Here is a 22,676-nt window from a genome sequence, read left to right on the forward strand (position 1 = left end):
AGTGCTCTCCTGTGATGACGGGGAAGAGCTACGGTTTTCGATACTTTCAGAAAAGGCCGATTACCGCTAGTATCGTAAATCGATACCAAACTGCCGGCAAGAGGTGCATCCGATGAACGGTCTGATCTTCGAGGCGCTGAAGCGGACGCTGAAGGCCAAAGGCGTCACCTATCGCCAGCTTGCCGAACGCATGGGCGTTTCCGAGCCGACGGTGAAGCGTATCTTCCACGAGCGCAACTGCAAGCTCGACCGGCTGATGGAGATCTGCACGGCAGCCGGGGTCGAACTGGAAAACGTACTCGGCTCGATGAACCGCGGGCCGGGGCAGGTCAACCACATCGCGCCGGACATCGAGCGCAAGCTCGCCGGCCGGCCGGCGCTGCTGTTCATCTTCGTCATGCTGTCGGAAAAATTCACCCCCGAAGGCATCATGCGCTCGCAAGGCCTGAGCGAGGCCTCGATGTTCCTCTATCTGCGCGATCTGGAGGAGCTCGGCCTGATCGCGCTCGGCCGGGGTCTCACGGCAAGATTGCTGGTCGAGACGCCGATCCAGTGGAATTTCGAAGGGCCGCTGAGGCCGCTGTTCGAGATGACCAACAAGAATTTCATCGGCTGGGCCATCACCCATATCGACAACGAAGCGACCTTCGTCAGCTTCTCCAGGCGGATGCGGCCGGAGACGGCGGAGATGGTGCGGCGCGAGGCGGAGGAGCTCGCCGGGCGTGTCAAATTGCTTGCCCACCACGACCAGCACACCACGCCGGAGGATGGATTGGTCGGCTACAAATGGACGTTCGCGTTTGGTGCAACACCGTTTCCGGCGATCATGCCGATTGGGCCGCATCCGCGCGATGCCGGAGCGTTCGATCGGCCCGCCGCCCCTGCAAAGGGACGCCGCCCGTTACCGGCCTGACACGGCCAATCATCCCGAGCAGGATAGGGCGCGTTGGGATAGAACAGATCCGGCACCAACACGGTATAGCCCTCTGCAGCCAAGCGTTCCGCCATGCCGCCCAGCGCCGGCCGAACGCATCCATGCAGAGAATAACGCCGGGCGCTGCGGTTTTTTGGTGACCTGAACAGGGAGCTTCCGCCTGTCCTGCTTCGGTTTTCACCATGAACTTTTTTCCGGATATTTTCGCTCTCTGCAGCCGCGTTTCAGAATGAAATCACATTCATGATAGAGTTCGCGCACTGATTTGTCAGACCGTAGAGGGCGCGTTTGCCGAATGCGTGGCACGTCCCCCCGTGAAATCGAAGTGATCCTATGCCGACCGCGCCAACACTTGAACTTCGCCGCTATTCGCGCCTGAAAAATTTGCGGGCGCGCGCAGAACGCCAGGGTGCTGCATTGCAGTTCTGGGCGCGTACGGCATCGCTCGCTGTGATCGCCTGCTTCTTTTCATTGATCAGCCGCTGGGATGCTTCGCTGCTCTTCGTGCTGACAGGCCTCGTGCTGTTCCAGCTCATCGGCCTGATCCAGTTTCTCTTTGCGCGCCGTCGCACGACGGCGCGATGGTGGATCGGTTACCTCGTCGGTACGCTGGACATCATTCTGTTGACCGTTCTGCTGGTAACGCCCAACCCGTTTTCCCTGGAGGTCGCGCCGGCCGCGATGCAACTGCGCGAGGGCAGCTTCAAATTCCTGCTGATTTTCGTATGCCTTGGCGCGCTGACCCTTTCGACACGATTGGCGCTCTATCTTGGCGCGCTCGCGGCCTTGACATGGGCGATCGGGGTGGAATGGGTGATTTATCATCCGGGAACCGTCATTCCGGCGACGGACCTCTATTCGCTGCCGATGACAGAGCGACTGAACCTTTATCTCAACCCCAATTTCGTCGATACATTTGCGCAGGCGACCAACGTGTTGGTTGTGCTGATTATCGGCGCGATCATGGCACTGGTCGTCTTTCGTTCCCGACATCTGTCGGAAGACTTTGTGAAGGCAGAGCGCGCCCGCGCCAATCTCGCCCGGCATTTTTCGCCCAATGTCGTCGACCAGCTCGCCACCGACGACGAGCCCTTCGGCCCGGTCCGCCGGCAGGATATCGCGGTGCTGTTCGCCGACATCGTCGGCTTCACACACTATTCCGAGGATCATCCGGCCGAAGCAGTGTTCGAACTTCTGCGTCAGTTCCACCGTCGCATGGAACAGGTCGTTTTCGACCACCATGGCACCGTCGATAACTATATCGGCGATTGCATCATGGCGACATTCGGGGTTCCGCAAGCCAGCCATGACGACGCGACTCGGGCCATCCAGTGCGCTGAAGCGATGGTCGCCGCTCTCGAAGACTGGAATGTACAGCGGGTGTCCAGGGGATACCCGCCGCTGGACGTTCGGATCGGTGCACAATATGGCGCAGTTGTCATCGGCGCGGTCGGCAGCGAGCGCAATCTGTCCTTCGCGGTGGTTGGCGACACCGTCAACGTCGCCAGCCGTTTGCAATCACTATGCCGTGAGCTCCAGGCGAATATTTGCTTTGGGTCACAACTGATTGACGCCGCGAAGGCGGAATCGCCCACGACACAGTTGAATGCGCGCGATCATGGACCGGTGAGCATCCGGGGCCGGGACGAACCGGTCCATGTCTGGATCGAACCCAGAACCGAAAACCAGGGTGCGGTTTCGGCGTGATGTAGGCCGCCATGTGAAACGCCTGCACCCCGGCTGGATGGCGGTAGGCCGCGCCATAGGGGCATGTGTATCACGTGTCTGAGGCGATTGCGCCAGCCTTTGCGGCTGAGCTTGCCTTGTCGTCCCACGTCACCGCCCGGTAGTCGAAACCATATTCCAGCGTCGGCTTGACGATGCGGAAATAGGGCGACAGGTCGAAATCGCGCGGCGTGTACAGCGAGTGGTGGCGGATATGCAGGATTTCCCTGCGTGAATAGTTGGACTGCGCCGACGCGCGGCCGGGCGCGCGGGTGATTTCGGGCAGGATCGGATAGCGGATCTGGCCGTAGGCCTCGGCGATCAGCGAGGAACAGATGGCCCGTGTCGGGTCGCCGGAGCCGAATGCCAGCATGCGGCGGCGCCAGCGCACCGGCACCGGCGGCGCCGGCAGGAAATAACGCAGCATGTCGAGGATGTTCTTGAGATCGTATTTCAGGCCGAGCTTACCGATCATGAAGGCGACGACCCTGTCGCGGTCCTCCGGCGCCAGGCCGCTCGCCCGGCAGATGCGGGTGTTGTAGGTGCGATAGCGCGACAGCGGCACGGCGACGCAGCCTTCGCCCATCGAGACTTCGATCAGCCGCGGCCGCTCCGTTCCGTCTTGCGGCTCGGGCAACGCATCACCGACATAAAGGGCCGCGTGCGACCAGGTCGACTGGGTCAGGTACTTGATCACCGCCGAGATCTTCTGGTTGCCCTCGATCAACAGGATGTCGCCGGGCTCCAGCGCACGGCGCAGCGTCTCGGCATCGGACGGGGTATACGGTTCGTAGCCGGAAGACTCTTCCTGCAGCGCGCCGGCGAGCCGGCGGCCAAGTCGATCCAGAAGCGTGTCTCTGAGCTCGGTCATGCCAAATGCCGATTAGCACGGGCAGGCGCTGGGTGCCAGCGGGAGGGTGGTTGCGCCGACGTCAGCTCCCCCTCCACAAGGGGAGAAGGGAGAGGACAGCTCCGTCAGCCGGCGGTTGCGATCAGATCGTCCTGGGCTGCCTCGGCCAGATCGCCGCGCGCCTTGCGGGCCAGTTTGCGTGTCGAGCGTTTGGGACTGTCGCCGAACAGCTCGGCCGCCTCGGCCAGACAGGCCTTCTTCAGCTGCTTTTCCGACCGCTTCAGAAGCTTGCCCAGGAGCCTGGTGTCTTCGGGCGGTCCGAGCGGACGGTCATCGGCCTCGAGCAGGTCGCGCATAACGAACAGGTCATGCAGGTCGCCCAGCCGCTCACCCAGTGCGTCGACCGCCTTGCGCCTGGCCTTGATCGGCGTCGGCCACAGCCGGCCGAGCAGCGACAGATGCATGCCGTGCGTCTTGGCCGCCTTGCGCAGATCGTGGAAATCATTGGCCGCACCGCGCGATCCGGCCCAGTCGAGCGCTTTCCTGGCCCGGCGCAAGGTGGCGCGGGCGCCTTCGGCAAGCACGTCGGCGGCCTGTTCCGGCTGATCCGGCAGAGCGAGGGTTTCGATCCGGTGCAGGCCTTCCTCGCAAGCGGCGGTCGCAGCAGCGATTGCCGCGTCGAGCCCGGCGCCTTCGTGCAATTCATGCTGGCGGGCGATCAGCCTGTCGCGCACCGCTGCCAGCCCGTCGTTGGCGCTCTCCTTGGGAAAGCTTGCCGCCAGACGGTCGATGGTCTCGATCAGCGCCGTCGCCTCCCGCGGCCCGGCAAGCAGGCCAGCCACGTTGCGGTAGCATTGGTTCTCGGTCTCGCAGAATGTTCCGTCACCGGAACGAACAAGCCGCAGCAAGGCGCGCGCGCTCTTCAGCCGCTTGCGGCATTTGTGCAGCCCCTGTTCCGGCCGGCTGCGCGCGGCGTCAAGATGGGCCATTGCCTTGCCGATTTCCTCGGCAAGGATACGCCTGACCTCGCCGGTCAGCGGCAGGCGCGGATCGATGCGAAAACTCATGCGGCGATCTCCGGAATCCCCCCGAGGGCGAGCGACGCGTTGTAAAATTCAGACTCGCCCGTGACCTCGCGGCCGAGCCAGTCAGGCAGCATTTCGTCAGGCACGTCCTCCGGCGTCTCAAGTTCGGCGACCACAAGTCCCGCAAGCGGGCCGCCAAAGACATCGACCTCATAGAGATAGCCGCGATGCCTAACATGGTGGCGTGTCTTCTCGATGACACGTCCAAGCGCGAATGCCAGCATCTCCTTGGCCTCCGCCAGCGGGATCGGATATTCGAATTCGTCGCGCACGCGCGCCCTGCTGCCGAATTTGAGTGTCAGCTTGGCGGAAGTGTCGTCGCTGATGCGGATGCGCAGGGTTCGGCCGGGGGTCGCGGCAAGATAGAACTGGCGAATGCGGATATCCGCCTCGACCAGATCCCGCCATGCTGTGCCGGAGACCAGGAATTTGCGTTCGACTTCCTTGCCCATGGCCGCGCACTAAAGCGTTAACAGCCGGCCGTGGCAAGATGGTCGCGTACGCAAGTTTGACTCATCGATTGACTTTAATCAATCGATTGATTAAATGGCGCTCATGACCAAGTTGCCCGACACCGGAAGCCCCCGCCGCGAGACTTCGCCCGCCGAGATGACGCGCGCGGCTCTCGTCCAGGCGGCCCTGAAACTGTTTGGACGGCAGGGTTTCGACGGCACCTCGACGCGCCAGATCGCGGCCGAGGCAGAGGCCAATATCGGCTCGATCGCCTATCATTTCGGCGGCAAGGAGGGCCTTCGCGCCGCCGCCGCCGACTTCATCGTCGAGACCATCCAGACGGTTGCCGGCCCGGCGCTCGGAAATGTGCCGGCGACAGCGGCAGGACCGGCCAATCCGGAGGCGGCGCAAGCGCTGCTCTTCGCGGCGCTGGAGCGGATGGTCGGCTTTGTCGTTGCCAGCCCGCAGGCCGGCGAGATCGTGCAGTTCGTGCTGCGCGAGCTTTCGCATCCGACGGCAGCGCTCGACCGCATCTATGACGGCGTGTTCGAGCCGACGCACCGCCGGCTGTGCCAGCTCTGGGAGCAGGCGACGGGGGAACCGGCCGAAAGCGAGGCCACGAGGCTCACCGTGTTCACGCTGATTGGCCAAGTCATCTATTTCCGCATCGGCCGCGAGGCGGTGATGCGCCGCATGGGCTGGAACGACATTGGCGCCGCCGAGGCAGCCAAGGTGGTGGCGGTCACATCGGGCAATCTCAAGGCCATATTGGCTGCCCGCAAGGGCCAGGGATGAAGGGGCAAAGACCATGAGCTTTCTGTGTTCGCTGCCACTCGCCGCGCAGCTTTTCAGCGCCTGCGCGCCGGCAGCGCCGCTGGCCGTCGGCTATGTCGAGGGCGACTATGTGCTGCTGGCGCCGATCGAGGTGGCGCAGGTCGAGACCGTCACCGTCAAGCGCGGCGATCGTGTCACACCCGGGACGACCGTGGTGACGCTGGAAAGCGCCGATGCCAAGATCGCGGTCGCGCAGGCCGAGGCCGGCCTGGCCCAGGCCCAGGCGCAATTGGCCGACCTGCAGATCGGCAAGCGCCCGGAAGAGATCGCGGTGCTCAGGGCCGAGGTCGACATGGCCAGCGCGCAGGCCGCCGACGCCAAGCGCAAATACGACCGCGCCGCCGATCTGTTCAAGCGCGGCGCCGGCACGCAGGCCGATTTCGACACCGCTTCGGCGACATTGGAGACAGCCAACGCGCAGGTCGGCCAGGCCAATGCCAATCTCGCTGTCGGCGGCCTGCCGGCGCGCCCCGAGACGATCAAGGCCGCCGACAACCAGGTCAAGCAGGCGCAGGCGACCCTGGAGCAGGCGCGGTGGCGGCTGTCGAAGCGGGTGCTGGCGTCGCCGTCGTCGGGCCGCGTCAACGATGTCATCCGCAATCCGGGCGACACCGCCGGCCCGACCTCACCGGTCATTTCGATCCTGCCCGACGGCGCCGTAAAACTCAGCGTCTACATCCCGGAAGCCTCCTTCTCCTCGGTCAAGGTCGGCACCTTGCTCGGCGTCCATTGCGACGGCTGCGGCCCGGACGTGAGGGCACGGGTCAGCTACGTCTCGCCGGATCCCGAATTCACCCCGCCGGTGATCTATTCCTTGGAGAACCGGCAGAAGCTGGTCTATCTGGTCGAGGCACGGCCGGAGGGCGACGCCGGCCCGCTGCAGCCGGGCCAGATCGTCGATGTCGATCTCGCGGATGGCGGAAAATGAACGCCATCGACGTCCATGGTCTGGTCAAGCGGTTTGGCGACAAGACTGTCGTCGACCATGTGACGATGACCGTCGCCGAAGGCGAGATCGTCGGCTTCCTCGGCCCCAATGGTTCGGGCAAGACCACCACCATCCGCATCATGTGCGGCCTGCTGACGCCCGACGAGGGCGAAGGCACGGTGCTCGGCTTCGACATCCGCACCGACAGCCTGCGCATCAAGCGCGAAGTCGGCTACATGACGCAGAAATTCTCGTTCTACGAGGATCTGACGATTGGCGAGAATCTCGAATTCGTCGCGCGGCTTTACCGGTTGAAGCCGGTCGAGGAGCATGTGGCGCGTACGTTGGAGGAGCTCGGCCTGACGACGCGCCGCAACCAGTTGGCTGGCACCTTGTCGGGCGGCTGGAAGCAGCGGCTGGCGCTGGCCGCCTGCATCATGCACAAGCCGAAGCTGCTGTTGCTCGACGAGCCGACGGCCGGCGTCGATCCAAAGGCGCGACGCGAGTTCTGGGACGAGATCCATCGCCTCGCCAGCGGCGGGCTGACCGTGCTGGTCTCCACCCACTATATGGACGAGGCCGAGCGCTGCCACCGCATCAGCTACATTTCCTACGGGAAGATGCTGGCCACCGGCACCGTCGCCGAGGTGGTGAAAAATGCCGGGCTGACCACTTTCGTCCTGCAGGGCCCGCGGCTCGACCAGGTGGCGGAAGCGCTTCAGGGCCGGCCCGGCGTCGACCAGGTGGCCCCGTTCGGTGCCACGCTGCATGTCGTCGGTTCCGACCGGAAGAAGCTGGAAGCCGCGCTCGCCGATGTCGAGAAAGAGCACAAGGGCGTGAAGGTGGCGCCGGGCGAAACCAGCCTCGAGGACGTCTTTATCCAGTTCATGTCCGGCTCGAAGGACAACATGGCATGAACAGTGTCTTTTCCTTCGCCCGCCTTGGCGCGCTGCTGATCAAGGAGTTCATCCAGATGCGGCGCGACCGCATCACCTTCGCCATGATGCTCGGCGTGCCACTGATGCAGCTCGTGTTGTTCGGCTATGCCATCAACAACGACCCGAAGAGCCTGCCGGCCGCGCTGGTTGCGACGAGCAGCGACCCCTACACGCGCGCCATGGTCTCGGCGCTGCAGACGACAGGCTACTACCGTTTCGACCATGTCTCGCAAAGTGCGGCCGACGCGGAATTCCTGATGTCGCGCGGCGATGTCGCCTTCGTCGTCACCATCCCCGCCGATTTTGCCCGGCGGGTCGAGCGCGGCGACAGCCCGCAGATCCTGATCGAGGCCGACGCCACCGATCCGGCCGTCGCTAGCGGCGCCATCTCGACGCTCGGCACCGTGGCCAGCCAGGCCCTGCTCAGGGCGCGCGGCATGCAGGAGGCGGCCGCCGAGGCAGCACTTGGCCAGCTCGAAGTGGTGGTGCACCGGCGCTACAACCCGGAAGGCATTTCGCAATACAACATCGTGCCCGGTCTGCTCGGCGTCATCCTGCAGATGACGATGGTGATGATGACCTCGATCGCGCTGACCCGCGAGACCGAGCGCGGCACCATGGAAAACCTTCTGGCGATGCCGTCCAGCCCGCTCGAGATCATGATGGGCAAGGTGCTGCCCTATCTGGCGGTCGGCGGCGTGCAGGTGGTGGTGGTGCTGGCGGCGGCCAAGCTCTTGTTCGCCATCCCCTTTACCGGGTCGATGTCGCTGCTCCTCACCGCCGTGCTGATCTTCGTGCTGGCGCTGGTGCTGCTCGGCTACACGATCTCGACCATCGCGCGCACGCAGATGCAGGCGCTGCAGCTCACCTTCTTCTTCTTCCTGCCGTCGATCATGCTGTCCGGCTTCATGTTCCCCTATCGCGGCATGCCCGGCTGGGCGCAGGCGTTCGGCGAGATCCTGCCGCTGACGCACTTTCTGCGCATCATCCGTGCGGTGATGCTGAAGGGTGCAGAACTGCCGGCCGTGGCGACGGAGATCGGCTGGCTGGTGGTGTTCGTGGCGTTGTTTGCCGGCGTCGCGCTGGTCCGGTTCAGGCGGACGCTGGATTAAGGTCAGGCCGCTACTGCCCGGAGACTTTTGAGGTCGGCGGGACAGCGCCCCCCTCTGGCCTGCCGGCCATCTCCCCCGCAAGGGGGGGAGATCGGCAGTTTCAGCGCTGCGCTTGCTCCTGCGATGGCGGCGATTGGCGAAAGCAGAGATAACGGCCAATCTCCCCCCTTGCGGGGGAGATGCCCGGCAGGGCAGAGGGGGGTGGGAAGGATCGCTGCGGCTGTCACCCTGCGTGCTAAGTTTCTTCGTCTACGCCGCCGCCATGATCTCCGCATAAGTCCCGAAATCGACGTTGCCGCCGGACAGCACCACGGCGACGCATTTGCCGGAGAGCTCGATCTCGCCCGATGACAGTGCCGCCAGCGCGACGCAGCCGCCGGGTTCGACCACCAGCTTGAGATAGGCCATGGCATCGCGCATCGCCTGCGCCGTCGCCTTGTCGGAGACGGCGATGGCCCCGGCAAGGTTTCTGCGGTTGATCTCGAAGGTGATCACGCCGGGCTCGGCTGTCAGGATCGCATCGCAGATCGAATTGTGGCCCGGCTCGTTCGAAACCCTGGCGCCGGCGGCCAGCGAAAGGCGGGTGTCGTCGAAATGCTCGGGCTCCACCGCCCAGACCGAAGTGCTGGGAGAGGCGTCCTTGACGGCGATGGAAATGCCGCTCGACAGGCCACCGCCGCCGCAAGGGATGACCACGGCGTCGAGGCTGACGCCAAGCGCTTTCGCCTGGCGCATCAATTCGAGGCCGATCGTGCCCTGGCCGGCGATGATGGCCGGGTCGTCGAAGGGCGGCACCAGCACCATGCCTTTCTCGATGTAAGGGCGCACCACGGTCATGCGGTCGTCGCGAAAGCGGTCGAACGGCACCACCTCGGCCCCCATCTTGCGGACATTGCCGACCTTCATTACCGGCGCGTCGGCCGGCATGGCGATGACCGCCTTGACGCCGAACATCGCCGACGCCGCAGCGACGCCCTGTGCGTGGTTGCCCGACGAGAAGGCGACGACGCCACGGCTGCGCTCCTCTTCGCTGAGTGAGGAGAGCTTGTTGTAGGCGCCGCGGAACTTGAACGAGCCGGTGCGCTGCAGCGTCTCCGGCTTGAACAGGATGCGGGCACCGAAGTGCTTGTTCAACTCCTGCGATTCGATCAACGGCGTCTCGACGATCAGGCCGGAAAGCCGGGCTGCGGCGCGATGGATGTCTTCTATGCCGGGAGGGGTGGTCATGGCGGATCCTGCGAAAAAATGGCCAGGCCATGGTGCACGGAAACGGCCGCGCGACACCAACGAAAAAATGTGACGGTTACAAGGTTTGGGAGTCTTGCCGGCGTTTGTGCCGTGCGGCCAACCGCCACTTATCCCAACAACGCCCGTTGCCGCCTGGTGCCACCCAGCTTGCGCCAGCTGTTGAAGCGGTGGGTGGCGGCGGCGAAGGAGATTTTCATCTGCTGGGCGACCGAATAGCGCGACTTGCCTTCGTCGAACATGCGGTAGCAGCACTCGACGCCCTCTTCGGTCAACTTGCCGTCCGGGGCCTTGTTGTGGGGGTTGGCGGGGTCGAATTTCTCGACCTGCTGCTCGACCATGTCTTTCAGGCGCCGCAGATCGGCCTCGATGCTGGCGATGAGATCGAGAACGGGCTTGGGGTCATAGTGTTGCGGGGGCTGGTTTGCCGTCATCTGCGGAATCCTTTTCCTTGGCTTAGCCAAATATAGGTGAACATTCGCTGATAATGAAGGGGTGCGGCGCGCGCGGGCTTCAACAATTGTTGACCGCGACCCAGGCGCGCATTGACCTGGGGCATATCAAACCCTAGTTTAGAACTATTCTAAACTAGGGTGAATTCCTCATGCTTTCCCGTGTTTTCGGTTTCGGCCGCCGTCCCTTCGAATCGCTCTCCGAACAGGAGATCCTGGCACTGGCCATTTCGTCCGAGGAAGATGACGGGCGCATCTACCGGGCCTACGCCGACGGACTGGCGGAAAGCTTTCAGCAATCGGCAAAGGTGTTCGAGGAGATGGCCGAGGAAGAGGATGGTCATCGCGACTCGCTGATCGAGCTTTTCCGCAAGCGTTTCGGCGATCGCATTCCGCTGATCCGGCGCGAACATGTGAAAGGCTACTTCGAGCGCAAGCCTGACTGGCTGGTGAGACCGCTCGGCATCGAGCATGTGCGCAGCCAGGCCGAGGCGATGGAGCGGCGCGCCTATCTGTTCTACGTCGAGGCGGCCAAGCGCACCACCGATGCTTCCACCCGGAAACTGCTCGACGATTTGGCGGTGGCCGAGCAGGGCCACGAAACGCTGGCGCAGCGTCTGGAACAGAAGCACGTGCCGGGCGAAGTCAAGGACGAAGAGGCCGTTGCCGAACAGCGCCAGTTCATCCTCACCTATGTGCAGCCGGGGCTGGCCGGGCTGATGGACGGGTCGGTGTCGACGCTGGCGCCGATCTTCGCCGCGGCTTTCGCCACGCATGATACCTGGCAGACGCTCCTTGTCGGCCTCGCCGCCTCGATCGGCGCCGGCATTTCGATGGGCTTCACCGAGGTCGCATCTGACGATGGCAAGCTGTCGGGCCGCGGCTCGCCGATCAAGCGCGGCCTCACTGTGGGCATCATGACGACGCTCGGCGGGCTCGGCCACGCGCTGCCCTATCTCATCCCGCAATTTTGGACGGCGACGGCGGTCGCCGCAGTGGTGGTGTTCTTCGAATTGTGGGCGATCGCCTTCGTCCAGAACCGTTACATGCAGACGCCGTTCCTGCGCGCCGCCTTCCAGGTGGTGCTAGGCGGCGCGCTGGTGTTCGCGGCCGGCGTGCTGATCGGGAATGCTTAGTTTGACGACAGAGGTCGGCGCCGCCCCTCACCCTTACCCTCTCCCCGTGAAGAACGGGGAGAGGGGGTCGCCAGCGTTGGAGCGCTTCCCTTCTCCCGTCCCTTACGGGGAGAAGGTGCCGGCAGGCGGATGAGGGGCAACGCCGACACCTACCCGTAACCTTCATCCATTCACTGCGCGGCTATCCGCCGGCGCCTCGGCCCTCTCCGTCAGGCCGTAGTCACGCACGACATGGACGATACGCAGACGGTAGCCGGCAAAGATACCGCCACGGCCGGCCTTCTGCGCCTGCCGGTGCTCCTCGGTGTTGCGCCAGGCCTTGACCGCCTCCTCGTCGCGCCAGAACGATAAGGACAGGATGCGGTTCGGGTCGGAGAGACTCTGGAAGCGCTCGATCGAGACAAACCCGTCGATGCCGTCGAGCAGAGGGCGCAGGTCAGCAGCGATGCGGAGATAGGCATCGCGCCTGCCCGCCGCCGGTTCGACCTCGAAGATGACGGCGATCACGGCAGCACCAGTTTCGCGTGTGGGCCGGAAGCCAGTTTCAGGAACATGCGATCCTCCCTACGGATGAACTTTTCACGGCGGGCGAACTCGTAGTTTGCCTTGCCGGCAGGGTCGGCGGCAAGCCGGGCGCGGTAGGCCTCGTAGGCCGCCAGGTTGTCGATGTTGTAGGCCGCGTAGGCCGTCGTCGCCGAGCCCTCATGTGGCGCGAAATAGCCGATCAGGTCGGCGCCGCAGCGCGGAATGACCTGGCCCCAGTTGCGGGCATATTCCTCGAAGGCCGCCTTGCCGAACGGGTCGATTTCATAGCGGATGAAGCAGGTGATGGTCATGGTGGTCTCCTTGGCGGGTTGATGTCTTCTTGCGGCGACGTTTCGAGCGGGGTCGAAGCATCCCCAGGGTCGATGTGCTAAGCAATTCCCTTGCGGGTCATGCCTGCCAGAAGGATTTCGCGCATTCACGGCGCACGTCTTCCGGCGTCAGGCCGAGGTCGCGCAGCAAATGATCGTCGATCTCGGCGAGGTCGAGGCGCTGCACATGGCGGTCATGCCACCGGGCCAGCAGCCGCAAACGGAACCAGGTGACGAACGAGAACGATCGGCGGCTGGGGAGCGGTGCGGAGGTGGAAGCGGTTGTCATCGTCATCTCCTTGATCTGGTCGGAGAATAATGCTTATCTGACAAGGATGCTTCGATGAGGAACGAACTATGCGTGAAGGACCCGACATCGCCCGCATCGCCAGCCTGGTTGGCGATCCGGCGCGGGCAAACATGCTCAACGCCCTGATGGGCGGCACGGCTTTGACCGCGAGCGAACTGGCGCTCGAGGCCGGCGTGTCGCTGCCGACGGCGAGCTCGCATTTGTCCAAGTTGATGGAGGGCGGGCTGCTGACATTGGCGAGCCAGGGAAGGCACCGCTATTACGGCCTCGCTGGACCCCAGGTGGCGGGCATGATCGAGGCCATCACCGGTGTCGCCGAAGCCGTTGGCCCAAAGCGCGTGCGGCCGGGCCCGCGTGACGGCGCCATGCGCGTGGCGCGCGTCTGTTACGATCACCTCGCCGGCGAGCAGGCGGTGGCGATGCTCGATCGTCTCGTCGAGAAGGAAATCCTGCTGCGCGACGACAAGGAGATCAGGCTCGGGCCTTCGGCGGCACCGCATTTCGCCGCCATCGGCATCGATGTCGATGCCAAGCCGCGCCGGCCGGTCTGCCGCGCCTGCCTCGATTGGAGCGTGCGCCGTTCGCACCTCGCCGGCACGCTGGGTGCCGCTATCCTCGACAAGATCCTCGCCGAAAAATGGGCTCGCCGCGAGAAGGACAGCCGCGCGGTCATCTTCTCACCGCCGGGCAAGCAGGCTTTCGAGAGGGTTTTTCTGGGCTGAGACGTTGGCGGGACAGCCCGCGCGTATGCGGCTAACTACCCCCGCCCCAGCACTTTCCCTTGCCTGAAGAAATCCACCCACGGATCGGTTTCGGCCAACTGCTTCAGCGTCGTCTTGTCGCCGATCGGGAAAGCGTTCGGCGCCAGTCCCGCCTCGATCTCGGCCCAGGTCACCGGCATCGACACGGTGGCGCCCTTCTTGGCGCGTGACGAATAGGGCGCGACCGTGGTCGAGCCTCGGCCATTGCGCAGATAGTCGACGAAGATCTTTCCCGTGCGCGCCTTTTTCGACAGCGTCGCCGTGTAGCGGTCGGGCGAGGCCTGTTCCAGCGCCTTGGCAAAATCATGCGCAAAGGTTTTCACTGCGTCCCAATCCGCCGATGGTTTCAGCGGCATCACGACGTGGTAGCCCTTGCCGCCTGAGGTCTTGACGAAATTCGGCAGCGACAGCTCTTCAAGCTTGCCTCTGATATCGAGTGCGGCCTCGCGCACGGCTTTCACGTCGACGCCCTCATCGGGGTCAAGGTCGAAGATGATCTGGTCCGGCTGTTCCAGCGCATCGACGGTGCAGCCCCAGATGTGGATCTCGACCACGCCGTACTGGACGAGCGCTGCGACGCCGTCGAAATCGCGGATGAACAGGATCTCCTCGCCGTCGGTCGGGTCCTTCATCCGGGCGATCTTGTCGCTCATGCCGGCCGAGGCATGTTTCTGGAAGAAGCGCGGGCCGCCGACGCCGTCCGGCGCCCTGACCAGGCTGAGCGGTCGGTTGACGATGAACTGTTCCATGCGCGGCCACACCAACGCGTAGTGGTCGAGCAGGCCCTGCTTGGAAATCTTTTCCTCGGGCCACAGCAGCTTGTCGGGGTGGGAAAGCTTCACGCTGGTCGTCGTCACTCCGGCAGGTTTGCCAGCGCTGCCTGATACCGGCTTCGCCTTGGCCGGGCTCTTGCCTGCCTTCCCTGTCGAAGCCTCCCCTGACGAAGACTTCCCTGCCGCAAACTTGGGCTTTTCCTGCACGACTTCCTCCGCCGGCTTGTCCTCGCGCAATCCCTGGAACGAGGCATGGCGTATTATACGGTCGGATGTCCAGCTGCGGAACTCCACTTCGCCGACCAGTTCGGGCTTCACCCAGACCAGGCCCTTGCCTTTCGGCACGGCCTTGTCGAAGGGCGAATGCTCCGCCTTCAGCGCATCGAGTTTTGTCTTCAGGTCGGTGGCCGTCTTGGCCGAGAAGCCGGTGCCGACGCGGCCGGCATAGTGCAGTCCGCCACCCTCGTGATAGCCGACCAGCAGCGAGCGCAGCCCGCGTCCGGTCTTGTCCGACGGCAAATAGCCGCCGATGACGAATTCCTGCCGCGCCGTGCATTTCGACTTCACCCAGGAAGGACCGCGCCCGCTGCGATAGGGCGCATCGGCGCGCTTGGAGACGACGCCTTCCAGCCCCATGCGGCAGGCATGCTCCAGCATGATCTTGCCGGGCTCGGCGAAATGGTCGCTGAAACGGACGGCCGAGTTCTCCGGCTCCTTGCCAAGCAGGTCCTGCAGGGCCTGCTTGCGCTCGACCAGCGGCTCGCCGCGCAAATCCTTGCCATCGAGCCGCATCAGGTCGAACACATAGTAGATGAAGCGATCTGTCCGTTTCGCGGAGAGGTCGGCCTGCAGCAGCGCGAAGGACGACACGCCGCTGTCGGCCAGCGCGACGATCTCGCCATCGATGATGGCGTCGCTGCATTTCAAGCCGGCGAGTTCCGCGGCAATTTCGTCGCCGAACTTTTCCGTCCAGTCGAGGCCGGTGCGGGTGAGAAGCCGCACCTCCGTGCCGGCAATCTGCGCCTGCATGCGATAGCCGTCGAACTTGACCTCGTGCAGCCAGTCCTTGCCCGGCGGTGCGTCCCGCTCCAGCGTCGCAAGCTGCGGTTCGACGAAGGCCAGGCGCCTGCCGGTCTTTGCCTTGCCGGCGGCCGGCTTGCTGGAATGCCAGACATCGGGCTTCTCGCCTTTGGCCGTCTTGCCTTCGCCGACCTCCTCGATCGTCAAACCCGACTTCACCGATTCCGGCGCCTCCTTCAGAATGTCCTCGCCAGGGCGCGCCGCGGCATCGTCCGATTTGATCAGCAGCCAGTTCTCGCGCTTTTCGCCCGCGCGCGGCCTCAGCCGCACCAGATGCCAGAGACCATGCAGCTTGTGGCCTTTCAGCTCGAAACTGATATGGCCCTTCTTCATCGCCTTGGCCGGGTCGATTTCGGGAACCCAGGTACCCTCGTCCCAGACGATCACCGAGCCGCCGCCATATTCGCCCTTGGGAATGGTGCCCTCGAACGGCGCATAGTCGATCGGATGGTCTTCGACATGCACGGCCAGCCGTTTCTCATGCGGGTCGAGGCTCGGGCCGCGCGTCACCGCCCAGCTCCACAGCACGCCGTCCTGCTCCAGGCGAAGGTCGTAGTGCAACCGTGTCGCAGCATGCTTGTGGATGACGAAGATGCCGCCCGCCTTGGCGTTCTCGCCGCGCCCGACTTTGCCGGCCGGTTCGGACGTCTTCTTGAAATCACGCTTGGAATGATACTGTTCGAGGCTGGCCATCTGTCTCTGATCCTCAGACCGATTTGCGCTTGGACGCGCCGGCTTTCGGCTTGGTGCGTCTGGCCGCGGGTTTTGCTTTTGCCGGCGTGGAAGCCTCCGATGCGCCGGCATCCGAAGACAGGCTCTTCTTCAGCGCGTCGAACAGATTGACGACGTTTGACGGCTTGGGCTCTGCCTTGGCCTTTGGCGCCTTCCTGCCGGCCTTCCTGGCGCGGATCAGCTCCAGCAGCGCGTTCTCATATTTGTCCTCGAACTGAGAGGGATCGAACTTCGCCTTCTTCTTGTCGATGATCCGTTCGGCCAGATCGGTCATCTCTGGGTCGGTCTTCACATCCTTGATGTCGCCGAAGACGGAGTACGGTTCGCGCACCGTGTCGTCGTAGCGCAGCGTCGTCAGCACCATGCCCATGCCGCGCGGTTCGATCACCACCGGGCGTTCGCGGTTGTAGAGCACGATGCGCGCCAGCCCGGCCATCTTCTTGTCCGCCATCGCATCGCGGATGACGGCAAAAGCCTCTTCCGACACCTTGTCGGCCGGCGTCACATAGTAGGGGGTGTCGAGATAGATCTGCTGGATCGAGGATTTGTCGACGAAACCGTCGAGCGCCATCGTGTGCGAGGACTCGATCTGCACCGCCTCGATCTCGTCTTCCTCGATGCGGACGAAGTCGCCGTCATCGACTTCATAGCCCTTGATCTCATCCCCCTCGCGCAACGGCTTGCCATTTTCTGCGTCGACATAGATGCGCTTCACGGTGTTGCCGGTCTTGCGGTTCAGCACCCGGAACGAGACCTTCTCGGCTTGGGTGACGACGTTGGTCAATTCGACGGCACAGGTGACCAACGACAGCTTCAGATAACCCTTCCAGGCCGGACGCGGCGCCATGACAATTCCCTTCGCAACAGGTCTCGAAATCCAGAACGACTGGAGCCTGTTCCAGTTCCGTCACCGATCCCTGTCGGGATGCGAGGCTGGGATTTCCGGGGCTGCGTCGGCCAGCAAGGAAATTTCGCCAGCGCGGCAAGAATTGAAACAGAACCGCGCGCAGGCGACATTCAAACGAAACATATGTGATGCAAAAGTCACATTGGCCGAAATGTCGACGGACCACACGGAAAGACCCCGAATCAGCCGCATTCCGGCCACGAACCAAGGCCTTTTCGACCAGATATTAACATCGTGTTCACCGACTATTCACGCCTCGACGCTATGATGTCCGCAATTCGGAAGGGACATCCGAAAATCGGGACAGGGACAGGTAAAATGAACTTCCTCACGCACCTCCTCGGCTATGCCGCCGCCATCCGCGAATTCGTTGCGCCGACCTATCGGCCGGAGCGCTACTACATGCGCGGCCCCGGCCCGGCCAGCGCCCGTCGCGGCAATTCGTTGAGCGCGCGCTGACCATGACCTTCGAGAGCCGCCACGACAGCCGGATCTGCCGGCCGGCCGCCGAATCCCGCGCCACCACCTATCGCGCCGAGCGTCCCGCTCTGACCGACAGGCGGCGTGCGATATCGCCTCGGCTTTGATACCGCCTCCGGCTGGCTTAATGTTCTAGGGCATAAGCAGCCGAGGCCCGCGTGACTGACCTTCCCAACCCAAGTCGTCCCCATTCAAGTCGACCCAAGTCCGTCCGTCCCTCCGACCCCCTCGATCGCAGCCATCCGCTGATCGTCTTCGACGGCGTCTGCGTGCTGTGCTCCGGCTTCGTGCGCATGGTGGTCAGGCTCGACCGTCAAAGCCGCTTCCGCTTCGCCACCGTGCAGTCGCCGTTCGGCGAAGCACAGTTCAGGCAACACGGGCTGCGCACGGATTCCTACGAGACCAATCTCGTTCTGATCGACGGCATCGCTTTCACGCATCTCGACAGCCTCGTTGCCGTCATGGCGGAGCTCAGCTGGCCGTGGCGGGCGGCGAAGGCCCTGTTGCTGCTGCCGCGCACGCTGCGCAACTGGCTTTACGACCGCATCGCCGAAAATCGCTACGCCCTGTTCGGCAGGAAAGACAGTTGCGGCATTCCTCCTGCCGAACTGCGCGAGCGGTTCCTGGGCTGAAAGCGCGGCTCTGGGAGCAGCGAATGAGGCGTCTCATTGTCGGCTACGGCACCTCCATGGGTGCGGGCGATCACAAAACAGTTGGCGGCTTGCGCAAAAAGCCGCCGCAGCCGAGAGTTTTTTCCGCAGCCTGTCGAAATCGGGCACTGCCGCGCGACATACGTCCGGCTCGCAATGACGCGGCCCTCGAAATAACGGGAGAAGACCATGCAGTATCTGCTTCTTATCTATTCCAACGAAGCCGGAATGGCGGCCGCGCCCAAGGAGGCGCTCACCCAGATGAGCGCCGCCTATGGCGCCTACACCGAAGCGATGAAGAAGGCCGGTGTGTTCGTGGCCGGCGAGCGATTGAAACCGACGAAGATAGCAACCACCGTACGGGTGGCCAGCGGCAAGACCAATGTGATTGACGGCCCCTATGCCGATACCAAGGAGCAACTCGGCGGCTACTATTTGATCGAGGTGCCCGACATGGACGCGGCTATCTCGTGGGCGGCACGCTGTCCCGGTGCCAGCGCCGGCACAATGGAAGTGCGGCCGATCTGGCCGATGGCCGAATACATGCCAACATACGCTGCATGAAGGCTGTCGGGTCAGACGCCGCCCGGGCGGTCGCCGAGGCCGCCGCCCGGCAGAGCTACGGCAAGCTGGTTGCCTGGCTCGCGGCGCGCACGCGCGACGTGGCTGCGGCCGAGGATGCGCTGGCCGATGCCTTTGCCGCAGCGCTCGAACACTGGCCGCGAACCGGCGTGCCTGAAAAGCCGGAAGCCTGGCTGCTGGCCGTGGCAAGGCGCCGGCGCGTCGATGCAGTGCGGCGCCGGCTGACCAGCGAGGCCGGCCGTGATCATCTCAAGCTGATTGCCGAGGAGGCGGAAGCGCGCATGACCGACGAAGAGCTGCCCGACGAACGGCTGCGGCTGATGTTTGCTTGCGCGCATCCGGCGATCGAATCGGGTGTGCGGGCGCCGCTGATCCTGCAGACGGTCCTGGGGTTGGACGCCGCCACCATCGCCTCTGCCTTCCTGGTCTCGCCCGCAACCATGGGCCAGCGGCTGGTGCGCGCCAAAACCCGCATCCGGGAAACTGGCATTCCGTTCCGAGTGCCTGAACGGGCCGAACTCGGCGAGCGGCTGGACGCGGTCCTGGAAGCCATCTACGCCGCTTTCGCCGAAGGCTGGTCCGATCCGGCCGGCACCGAGACGCAGCGCCGCAACCTGGCGACCGAAGGCATCTGGCTCGGCCGGCTGGTGGCTTCGCTGATGCCGGATGAGCCGGAGGCGCTCGGCCTGCTTTCGCTGATGCTGTTTGCCGAGGCACGCCGCCCGGCGCGGCGCGATGCGGCCGGAGAGTATGTGCCGCTCGCCGAGCAGAAGTGCGCGGAATGGGACGCTGCCTTGATCGAGGAAGCGGAATCCCTGCTGCGCCGCGCCGCCACCATGGGCGTCATAGGCCGTTACCAGCTCGAAGCGGCCGTACAATCCGTCCATGCGGCGCGACGGCTGACCGGCCTGACCGACTGGGCCGCGATCCGCAATTTCTACGATGCGCTGTCAGTCATTGCAGGATCGCCGGTGGTGGCGATCAACCGCGCGGTGGCGATCGCGGAAGCTGAGGGCGCTGTGGCGGGGCTGGCGGCTCTTTATGTGCTGGGCGACGACAAACGGCTCAACGACTATCAGCCTTATTGGGCGGCGCGTGCCGGTCTCCTGTCCAGGCTCGGTCAGGTGCCGCAGGCGATCGAGGCCTATGACCGGGCGATCGGCCTTGAGCGCGACCCGGCGGTGCGCCGGTTCCTGCAGGGAAAACGGGCAGCCCTCAGACATTAAGCCTCGCCGTCGGCAGTCGTTCAGGCCGGCCACATCTCATGGGACGTGTTGAGCGTCTTCATCACCGGATGTTCGCGCAGTCCGGCCCACAGGCGTTCGACATTCGGCCACGCCGCGCGAGCCCTGTCGGGGTCGGGATGCCAGGCCACTAGCATGACGAGGTAGATGTCGGCCACGGACATGCGGTCGCCCACCAGCCAGTCGCGGCCCTTGAGCGCCGCATCGAGGACGGCGAAGCCGCGATCCATTTCGGCGATGGCCGCTTGCTTGACGGCCTTCGTGCCTTCGGCATCGGTCGTATAGCGATGGGCGTAGTAGAGCCGCAGGATTGCCGGATAGAGCACGGACGACATGAAGGCCATCCAGCGCAGGAAGTCAGCGCGGGCCGGCGCGTTGACCGCCGGCGCCAGGCCGGCATCGGGGTGACGCTCGGCAAGGAGGATGCAGATCGCCGCCGACTCGGTCATCGAGCTGCCGTCCGGCAAGGTCAGCGCCGGAACCTGGTTCAGGGGACTGATTTCGACAAATGCCGGATCGGGCCTGTCCGTCTTCGGCACGTCGATCTGCTCGAACGGCGCGTTCGCCAGCGCCAGTGCCGCCTCAACGACGAAGCCGCCGCTGCCCGGACGGGTATAAAGCTTGTACATGAAATTTCTCCCCGGCCTGCGCGCTAAGCAGGCCGGTGACGATTTGCACGGGAAGCAGGTTCTGCTCAAGCCGGTGCCGGCCGCCACCAGAGGTTTTTCCAGCGGTCCAGGCCGAACGGTGCAGAACCCTTTGATGTCGGCGCGAAGGATCGCGCCGGTTCTATCTCGAGATAGCGAGACCCTACGCCCCCAACCCCTCGAACAGGATCGTCGACAGATAGCGTTCAGCGAAGGACGGGATGACCACGACGAGGTTCTTGCCCTTGTTCTCCGGCCGCGAGCCGACGACGATTGCCGCCTGCAGGGCGGCGCCCGACGAGATGCCGACCGGCACGCCTTCGAGGCGGGCGACGAGGCGGGCATTGGCGACCGAATCCTCGTTCGAGACCTTGACGATCTCGTCATAGATCGTGGTGTCGAGGATTTTTGGCGCAAATCCGGCGCCGATGCCCTGGATCTTGTGCGGGCCGGGCTGGCCACCCGACAGCACCGGTGAGGATTCCGGCTCGACGGCAACGACATGCACCGAGGGCTTGCGCTTCTTCAGCACTTGGCCGACACCGGTGATGGTGCCGCCGGTGCCGATGCCTGCGACGAAGATATCGACCTCGCCATGCGTGTCGTTCCAGATTTCCTCGGCCGTCGTCGTGCGATGGATTTCCGGGTTGGCCGGGTTTTCGAACTGCTGCGGGATGATCGCATTGGGGATCGTCGCCGCAAGTTCGTCGGCCTTGGCAATGGCGCCCTTCATGCCTTTCGGACCTTCGGTCAGCACCAGCTCGGCGCCGAGCAGCGCCAGCATTTTCCTGCGCTCGATAGACATCGTTTCCGGCATCGTCAGGATCAGCTTGTAACCCTTGGCGGCCGCGGCGAAGGCAAGCGCGATGCCGGTGTTGCCGGAGGTCGGCTCGATCAGCGTGGTCTTGCCGGGAGAAATCTTGCCGGCGGCCTCCAGCGACTCGATCATCGCCACGCCGATGCGGTCCTTGACCGAGGCGATCGGATTGAAGAATTCGAGCTTGGCGATGAGATTGGCGACGATGCCCTTTTCCTTGGCGAATTTGTTGAGCCGCACCAGCGGCGTGTCGCCGATCGTGTCGGTGATGGAATCGTAGACGCGGCCGCGACCGGGCACGCGGGCAGGGGTGACGGGCTTGTTCATTGGTTTCGCTCCCAGAACTTCAGGCAAGTGGAGGACTTCAGGCAAGTGGCACTGCAACCGCCAAGATAGGACCTTCGGTCGCGCAAGATAGACTGTCGGCCGAAAATATCGAGTGGGACCCATGTCTAAAACATAGGGCTCCCGGAAAAGCGTTTCCCGGAGAAGCCTGTCCCTGGAATGATTTGGCCGAAAGGAGCCTACTGACGGGCGGCAATCGCCGCCGCGGCGCCGACCATGAAGCCGGCGGCGGTGCGGTTGAGCGCCTTGAGCGCGCGCGGCGATTTCAGGAACCAGCGCGCCTTGGCCGCCAGCGTCAGGTAGGGCACCAGCACCACCAAAAGCACGACGATCGTCAGCGCGACGAGAATGCCGTAGTCGGCCAGCGTGATGGTCCTCAAGTCGACGATGGTCGGCGTGATGGCGAGGTAGAAGATCATCGTCTTCGGGTTGCCGAGCGTGACGGTGAGGCCGGCGAGGAAGCTCGAAACCAGCCCGCCCTTGCCCTTCTTCGCCTCGACCGTTTCGGGCGTGATGCCGCTGATCCAGAAGCGCCAGCCCAGGAAGGCGAGGTAAGCGACACCAAGCCATTTGATGGCGAGAAACACCATGCCGAAGGTCTGCGCGACGAAGGCGAGGCCCAGCACCACGGCGGTCAGATAGGTGAGGTCGCCAAGCATCAGGCCAAAGGACATGGCCAGCGACGAACGGAAGCCTGAGCCGAGCGCCCGCGCGACGAGCGCGGTGACGCCGGGGCCGGGAATGGCGGCGGCGATGCCGAGGGCGGCACTGTAGGCGAGGAAGCCGGTAAGGGTCATGGTTG

At 64.1% G+C, this 22,676-nt stretch carries 26 protein-coding genes; 13 read left to right on the top strand and 13 right to left on the bottom strand.

Annotated elements, in window-relative coordinates:
* The first annotated feature begins 112 nt into the window (after positions 1-112).
* Positions 113-913 carry a helix-turn-helix domain-containing protein gene (locus AC1D0I_RS01845; protein ID WP_477392684.1) on the top strand — a complete coding sequence of 267 codons (801 nt, stop codon included), beginning with the start codon at positions 113-115 and terminating at the stop codon, positions 911-913.
* Between the two features lie 354 nt (positions 914-1,267).
* Positions 1,268-2,641 carry an adenylate/guanylate cyclase domain-containing protein gene (locus AC1D0I_RS01850; protein ID WP_477392685.1) on the top strand — a complete coding sequence of 458 codons (1,374 nt, stop codon included), beginning with the start codon at positions 1,268-1,270 and terminating at the stop codon, positions 2,639-2,641.
* A 70-nt stretch (positions 2,642-2,711) separates the two neighbouring features.
* Here AC1D0I_RS01850 and AC1D0I_RS01855 read toward each other — a convergent pair whose 3' ends face one another.
* The 3 genes from AC1D0I_RS01855 to AC1D0I_RS01865 form a co-directional block, all read right to left on the bottom strand.
* On the bottom strand, positions 2,712-3,530 hold the full coding sequence (locus AC1D0I_RS01855; RefSeq protein ID WP_477392687.1) for a C40 family peptidase: 819 nt from the start codon (positions 3,528-3,530) through the stop codon (positions 2,712-2,714).
* Positions 3,531-3,634: 104 nt separating this feature from the next.
* Entirely contained in the window at positions 3,635-4,576 is a 942-nt protein-coding gene (locus AC1D0I_RS01860; protein WP_477392689.1) for a CHAD domain-containing protein, read from the bottom strand.
* A complete protein-coding gene (locus tag AC1D0I_RS01865) occupies positions 4,573-5,046 on the bottom strand; it encodes a CYTH domain-containing protein (RefSeq protein ID WP_477392691.1) in 474 nt (157 codons plus the stop codon). Before AC1D0I_RS01865 ends, AC1D0I_RS01860 begins: the two co-directional genes overlap by 4 nt.
* A 103-nt stretch (positions 5,047-5,149) precedes the next feature.
* Here AC1D0I_RS01865 and AC1D0I_RS01870 point away from each other — a divergent pair, with 103 nt between their 5' ends.
* Genes AC1D0I_RS01870 through AC1D0I_RS01885 form a run of 4 tightly spaced genes read left to right on the top strand, consistent with a single transcriptional unit; the run spans position 5,150 to position 8,859 of the window.
* On the top strand, positions 5,150-5,842 hold the full coding sequence (locus AC1D0I_RS01870) for a CerR family C-terminal domain-containing protein (protein WP_477392833.1): 693 nt from the start codon (positions 5,150-5,152) through the stop codon (positions 5,840-5,842).
* A 13-nt stretch (positions 5,843-5,855) separates the two neighbouring features.
* Complete coding sequence (locus AC1D0I_RS01875; protein ID WP_477392693.1) at positions 5,856-6,809, top strand: HlyD family secretion protein; 954 nt, start codon at positions 5,856-5,858, stop codon at positions 6,807-6,809.
* Positions 6,806-7,726 (top strand): ABC transporter ATP-binding protein, encoded by a 921-nt coding sequence (locus AC1D0I_RS01880; protein ID WP_477392695.1) that lies wholly within the window; start codon positions 6,806-6,808, stop codon positions 7,724-7,726. The genes AC1D0I_RS01875 and AC1D0I_RS01880 overlap by 4 nt, the downstream gene beginning before the upstream one ends.
* A complete protein-coding gene (locus AC1D0I_RS01885; protein WP_184872811.1) occupies positions 7,723-8,859 on the top strand; it encodes an ABC transporter permease in 1,137 nt (378 codons plus the stop codon). Before AC1D0I_RS01880 ends, AC1D0I_RS01885 begins: the two co-directional genes overlap by 4 nt.
* Before the next feature lie 249 nt (positions 8,860-9,108).
* Here AC1D0I_RS01885 and AC1D0I_RS01890 read toward each other — a convergent pair whose 3' ends face one another.
* Positions 9,109-10,086, bottom strand: coding sequence for a threonine/serine dehydratase (locus AC1D0I_RS01890; RefSeq protein WP_457151751.1), 978 nt, complete (start codon positions 10,084-10,086; stop codon positions 9,109-9,111).
* Positions 10,087-10,214: 128 nt separating this feature from the next.
* Complete coding sequence (locus AC1D0I_RS01895) at positions 10,215-10,538, bottom strand: hypothetical protein (protein WP_477392697.1); 324 nt, start codon at positions 10,536-10,538, stop codon at positions 10,215-10,217.
* Between the two features lie 170 nt (positions 10,539-10,708).
* Here AC1D0I_RS01895 and mbfA point away from each other — a divergent pair, with 170 nt between their 5' ends.
* A complete protein-coding gene (gene mbfA, locus AC1D0I_RS01900) occupies positions 10,709-11,692 on the top strand; it encodes an iron exporter MbfA (protein ID WP_477392699.1) in 984 nt (327 codons plus the stop codon).
* Between the two features lie 162 nt (positions 11,693-11,854).
* On the opposite strand, the gene AC1D0I_RS01905 is transcribed toward mbfA, so the two are convergent.
* The 3 genes from AC1D0I_RS01905 to AC1D0I_RS01915 all read right to left on the bottom strand — a co-directional run bounded on the left by AC1D0I_RS01905 (position 11,855) and on the right by AC1D0I_RS01915 (position 12,835).
* Positions 11,855-12,199: an antibiotic biosynthesis monooxygenase family protein gene (locus tag AC1D0I_RS01905; RefSeq protein ID WP_477392700.1), complete on the bottom strand. Its 345-nt coding sequence runs from the start codon at positions 12,197-12,199 to the stop codon at positions 11,855-11,857.
* Positions 12,196-12,528 carry an NIPSNAP family protein gene (locus AC1D0I_RS01910; RefSeq protein WP_477392702.1) on the bottom strand — a complete coding sequence of 111 codons (333 nt, stop codon included), beginning with the start codon at positions 12,526-12,528 and terminating at the stop codon, positions 12,196-12,198. The genes AC1D0I_RS01905 and AC1D0I_RS01910 overlap by 4 nt, the downstream gene beginning before the upstream one ends.
* Positions 12,529-12,625: 97 nt before the next feature.
* On the bottom strand, positions 12,626-12,835 hold the full coding sequence (locus AC1D0I_RS01915) for a DUF1127 domain-containing protein (RefSeq protein ID WP_477305610.1): 210 nt from the start codon (positions 12,833-12,835) through the stop codon (positions 12,626-12,628).
* A 68-nt stretch (positions 12,836-12,903) separates the two neighbouring features.
* On the opposite strand from AC1D0I_RS01915, the gene AC1D0I_RS01920 reads away from it, so the two are divergent.
* Complete coding sequence (locus AC1D0I_RS01920; protein ID WP_477392704.1) at positions 12,904-13,578, top strand: ArsR/SmtB family transcription factor; 675 nt, start codon at positions 12,904-12,906, stop codon at positions 13,576-13,578.
* A 35-nt stretch (positions 13,579-13,613) separates the two neighbouring features.
* Here the strand turns inward: AC1D0I_RS01920 and ligD are convergent, their stop codons facing one another.
* Entirely contained in the window at positions 13,614-16,163 is a 2,550-nt protein-coding gene (gene ligD, locus AC1D0I_RS01925; protein WP_477392706.1) for a DNA ligase D, read from the bottom strand.
* A gap of 13 nt (positions 16,164-16,176) precedes the next feature.
* A complete protein-coding gene (gene ku, locus AC1D0I_RS01930) occupies positions 16,177-17,049 on the bottom strand; it encodes a non-homologous end joining protein Ku (RefSeq protein WP_477392708.1) in 873 nt (290 codons plus the stop codon).
* Here ku and AC1D0I_RS01935 point away from each other — a divergent pair.
* From AC1D0I_RS01935 to AC1D0I_RS01955, 5 genes are all read left to right on the top strand, one after another.
* A complete protein-coding gene (locus tag AC1D0I_RS01935; protein WP_477392710.1) occupies positions 17,048-17,377 on the top strand; it encodes a hypothetical protein in 330 nt (109 codons plus the stop codon). The two genes, ku and AC1D0I_RS01935, sit on opposite strands and share 2 nt — an antisense overlap.
* Before the next feature lie 50 nt (positions 17,378-17,427).
* A complete protein-coding gene (locus AC1D0I_RS01940) occupies positions 17,428-17,568 on the top strand; it encodes a hypothetical protein (protein ID WP_477392711.1) in 141 nt (46 codons plus the stop codon).
* Positions 17,569-17,747: 179 nt separating this feature from the next.
* Positions 17,748-18,221 carry a thiol-disulfide oxidoreductase DCC family protein gene (locus tag AC1D0I_RS01945; protein ID WP_477392713.1) on the top strand — a complete coding sequence of 158 codons (474 nt, stop codon included), beginning with the start codon at positions 17,748-17,750 and terminating at the stop codon, positions 18,219-18,221.
* Positions 18,222-18,428: 207 nt separating this feature from the next.
* Positions 18,429-18,803: a YciI family protein gene (locus tag AC1D0I_RS01950; protein WP_477392715.1), complete on the top strand. Its 375-nt coding sequence runs from the start codon at positions 18,429-18,431 to the stop codon at positions 18,801-18,803.
* Positions 18,800-20,047 carry an RNA polymerase sigma factor gene (locus AC1D0I_RS01955; RefSeq protein WP_477392717.1) on the top strand — a complete coding sequence of 416 codons (1,248 nt, stop codon included), beginning with the start codon at positions 18,800-18,802 and terminating at the stop codon, positions 20,045-20,047. The genes AC1D0I_RS01950 and AC1D0I_RS01955 overlap by 4 nt, the downstream gene beginning before the upstream one ends.
* Positions 20,048-20,067: 20 nt before the next feature.
* On the opposite strand, the gene AC1D0I_RS01960 is transcribed toward AC1D0I_RS01955, so the two are convergent.
* From AC1D0I_RS01960 to AC1D0I_RS01970, 3 genes are all read right to left on the bottom strand, one after another.
* Positions 20,068-20,694: a glutathione S-transferase family protein gene (locus AC1D0I_RS01960; RefSeq protein WP_477392719.1), complete on the bottom strand. Its 627-nt coding sequence runs from the start codon at positions 20,692-20,694 to the stop codon at positions 20,068-20,070.
* A 181-nt stretch (positions 20,695-20,875) separates the two neighbouring features.
* Positions 20,876-21,856, bottom strand: a complete 981-nt coding sequence (gene cysK / locus AC1D0I_RS01965) for a cysteine synthase A (RefSeq protein WP_477392721.1) — start codon at positions 21,854-21,856, stop codon at positions 20,876-20,878.
* Positions 21,857-22,053: 197 nt separating this feature from the next.
* Positions 22,054-22,671, bottom strand: a complete 618-nt coding sequence (locus AC1D0I_RS01970; protein ID WP_477392723.1) for a LysE family translocator — start codon at positions 22,669-22,671, stop codon at positions 22,054-22,056.
* Positions 22,672-22,676 lie beyond the last annotated feature (5 nt).

The organism is Mesorhizobium sp. P2_D1 (assembly GCF_056404455.1).

Coding starts and splice junctions, on each gene's coding strand:
- AC1D0I_RS01920 (WP_477392704.1), top strand. CDS start 12,904: ATGCGTGAAGGACCCGACATCGCCCGCATCGCCAGCCTGGTTGGCGAT.
- cysK (WP_477392721.1), bottom strand. CDS start 21,856: ATGAACAAGCCCGTCACCCCTGCCCGCGTGCCCGGTCGCGGCCGCGTC.
- AC1D0I_RS01865 (WP_477392691.1), bottom strand. CDS start 5,046: ATGGGCAAGGAAGTCGAACGCAAATTCCTGGTCTCCGGCACAGCATGG.
- AC1D0I_RS01880 (WP_477392695.1), top strand. CDS start 6,806: ATGAACGCCATCGACGTCCATGGTCTGGTCAAGCGGTTTGGCGACAAG.
- AC1D0I_RS01940 (WP_477392711.1), top strand. CDS start 17,428: ATGAACTTCCTCACGCACCTCCTCGGCTATGCCGCCGCCATCCGCGAA.
- AC1D0I_RS01870 (WP_477392833.1), top strand. CDS start 5,150: ATGACCAAGTTGCCCGACACCGGAAGCCCCCGCCGCGAGACTTCGCCC.
- AC1D0I_RS01910 (WP_477392702.1), bottom strand. CDS start 12,528: ATGACCATCACCTGCTTCATCCGCTATGAAATCGACCCGTTCGGCAAG.
- ligD (WP_477392706.1), bottom strand. CDS start 16,163: ATGGCCAGCCTCGAACAGTATCATTCCAAGCGTGATTTCAAGAAGACG.
- AC1D0I_RS01960 (WP_477392719.1), bottom strand. CDS start 20,694: ATGTACAAGCTTTATACCCGTCCGGGCAGCGGCGGCTTCGTCGTTGAG.
- AC1D0I_RS01895 (WP_477392697.1), bottom strand. CDS start 10,538: ATGACGGCAAACCAGCCCCCGCAACACTATGACCCCAAGCCCGTTCTC.
- AC1D0I_RS01850 (WP_477392685.1), top strand. CDS start 1,268: ATGCCGACCGCGCCAACACTTGAACTTCGCCGCTATTCGCGCCTGAAA.
- AC1D0I_RS01950 (WP_477392715.1), top strand. CDS start 18,429: ATGCAGTATCTGCTTCTTATCTATTCCAACGAAGCCGGAATGGCGGCC.
- mbfA (WP_477392699.1), top strand. CDS start 10,709: ATGCTTTCCCGTGTTTTCGGTTTCGGCCGCCGTCCCTTCGAATCGCTC.
- AC1D0I_RS01860 (WP_477392689.1), bottom strand. CDS start 4,576: ATGAGTTTTCGCATCGATCCGCGCCTGCCGCTGACCGGCGAGGTCAGG.
- AC1D0I_RS01935 (WP_477392710.1), top strand. CDS start 17,048: ATGACAATTCCCTTCGCAACAGGTCTCGAAATCCAGAACGACTGGAGC.
- AC1D0I_RS01885 (WP_184872811.1), top strand. CDS start 7,723: ATGAACAGTGTCTTTTCCTTCGCCCGCCTTGGCGCGCTGCTGATCAAG.
- AC1D0I_RS01955 (WP_477392717.1), top strand. CDS start 18,800: ATGAAGGCTGTCGGGTCAGACGCCGCCCGGGCGGTCGCCGAGGCCGCC.
- AC1D0I_RS01915 (WP_477305610.1), bottom strand. CDS start 12,835: ATGACAACCGCTTCCACCTCCGCACCGCTCCCCAGCCGCCGATCGTTC.
- AC1D0I_RS01845 (WP_477392684.1), top strand. CDS start 113: ATGAACGGTCTGATCTTCGAGGCGCTGAAGCGGACGCTGAAGGCCAAA.
- AC1D0I_RS01875 (WP_477392693.1), top strand. CDS start 5,856: ATGAGCTTTCTGTGTTCGCTGCCACTCGCCGCGCAGCTTTTCAGCGCC.
- ku (WP_477392708.1), bottom strand. CDS start 17,049: ATGGCGCCGCGTCCGGCCTGGAAGGGTTATCTGAAGCTGTCGTTGGTC.
- AC1D0I_RS01890 (WP_457151751.1), bottom strand. CDS start 10,086: ATGACCACCCCTCCCGGCATAGAAGACATCCATCGCGCCGCAGCCCGG.
- AC1D0I_RS01855 (WP_477392687.1), bottom strand. CDS start 3,530: ATGACCGAGCTCAGAGACACGCTTCTGGATCGACTTGGCCGCCGGCTC.
- AC1D0I_RS01970 (WP_477392723.1), bottom strand. CDS start 22,671: ATGACCCTTACCGGCTTCCTCGCCTACAGTGCCGCCCTCGGCATCGCC.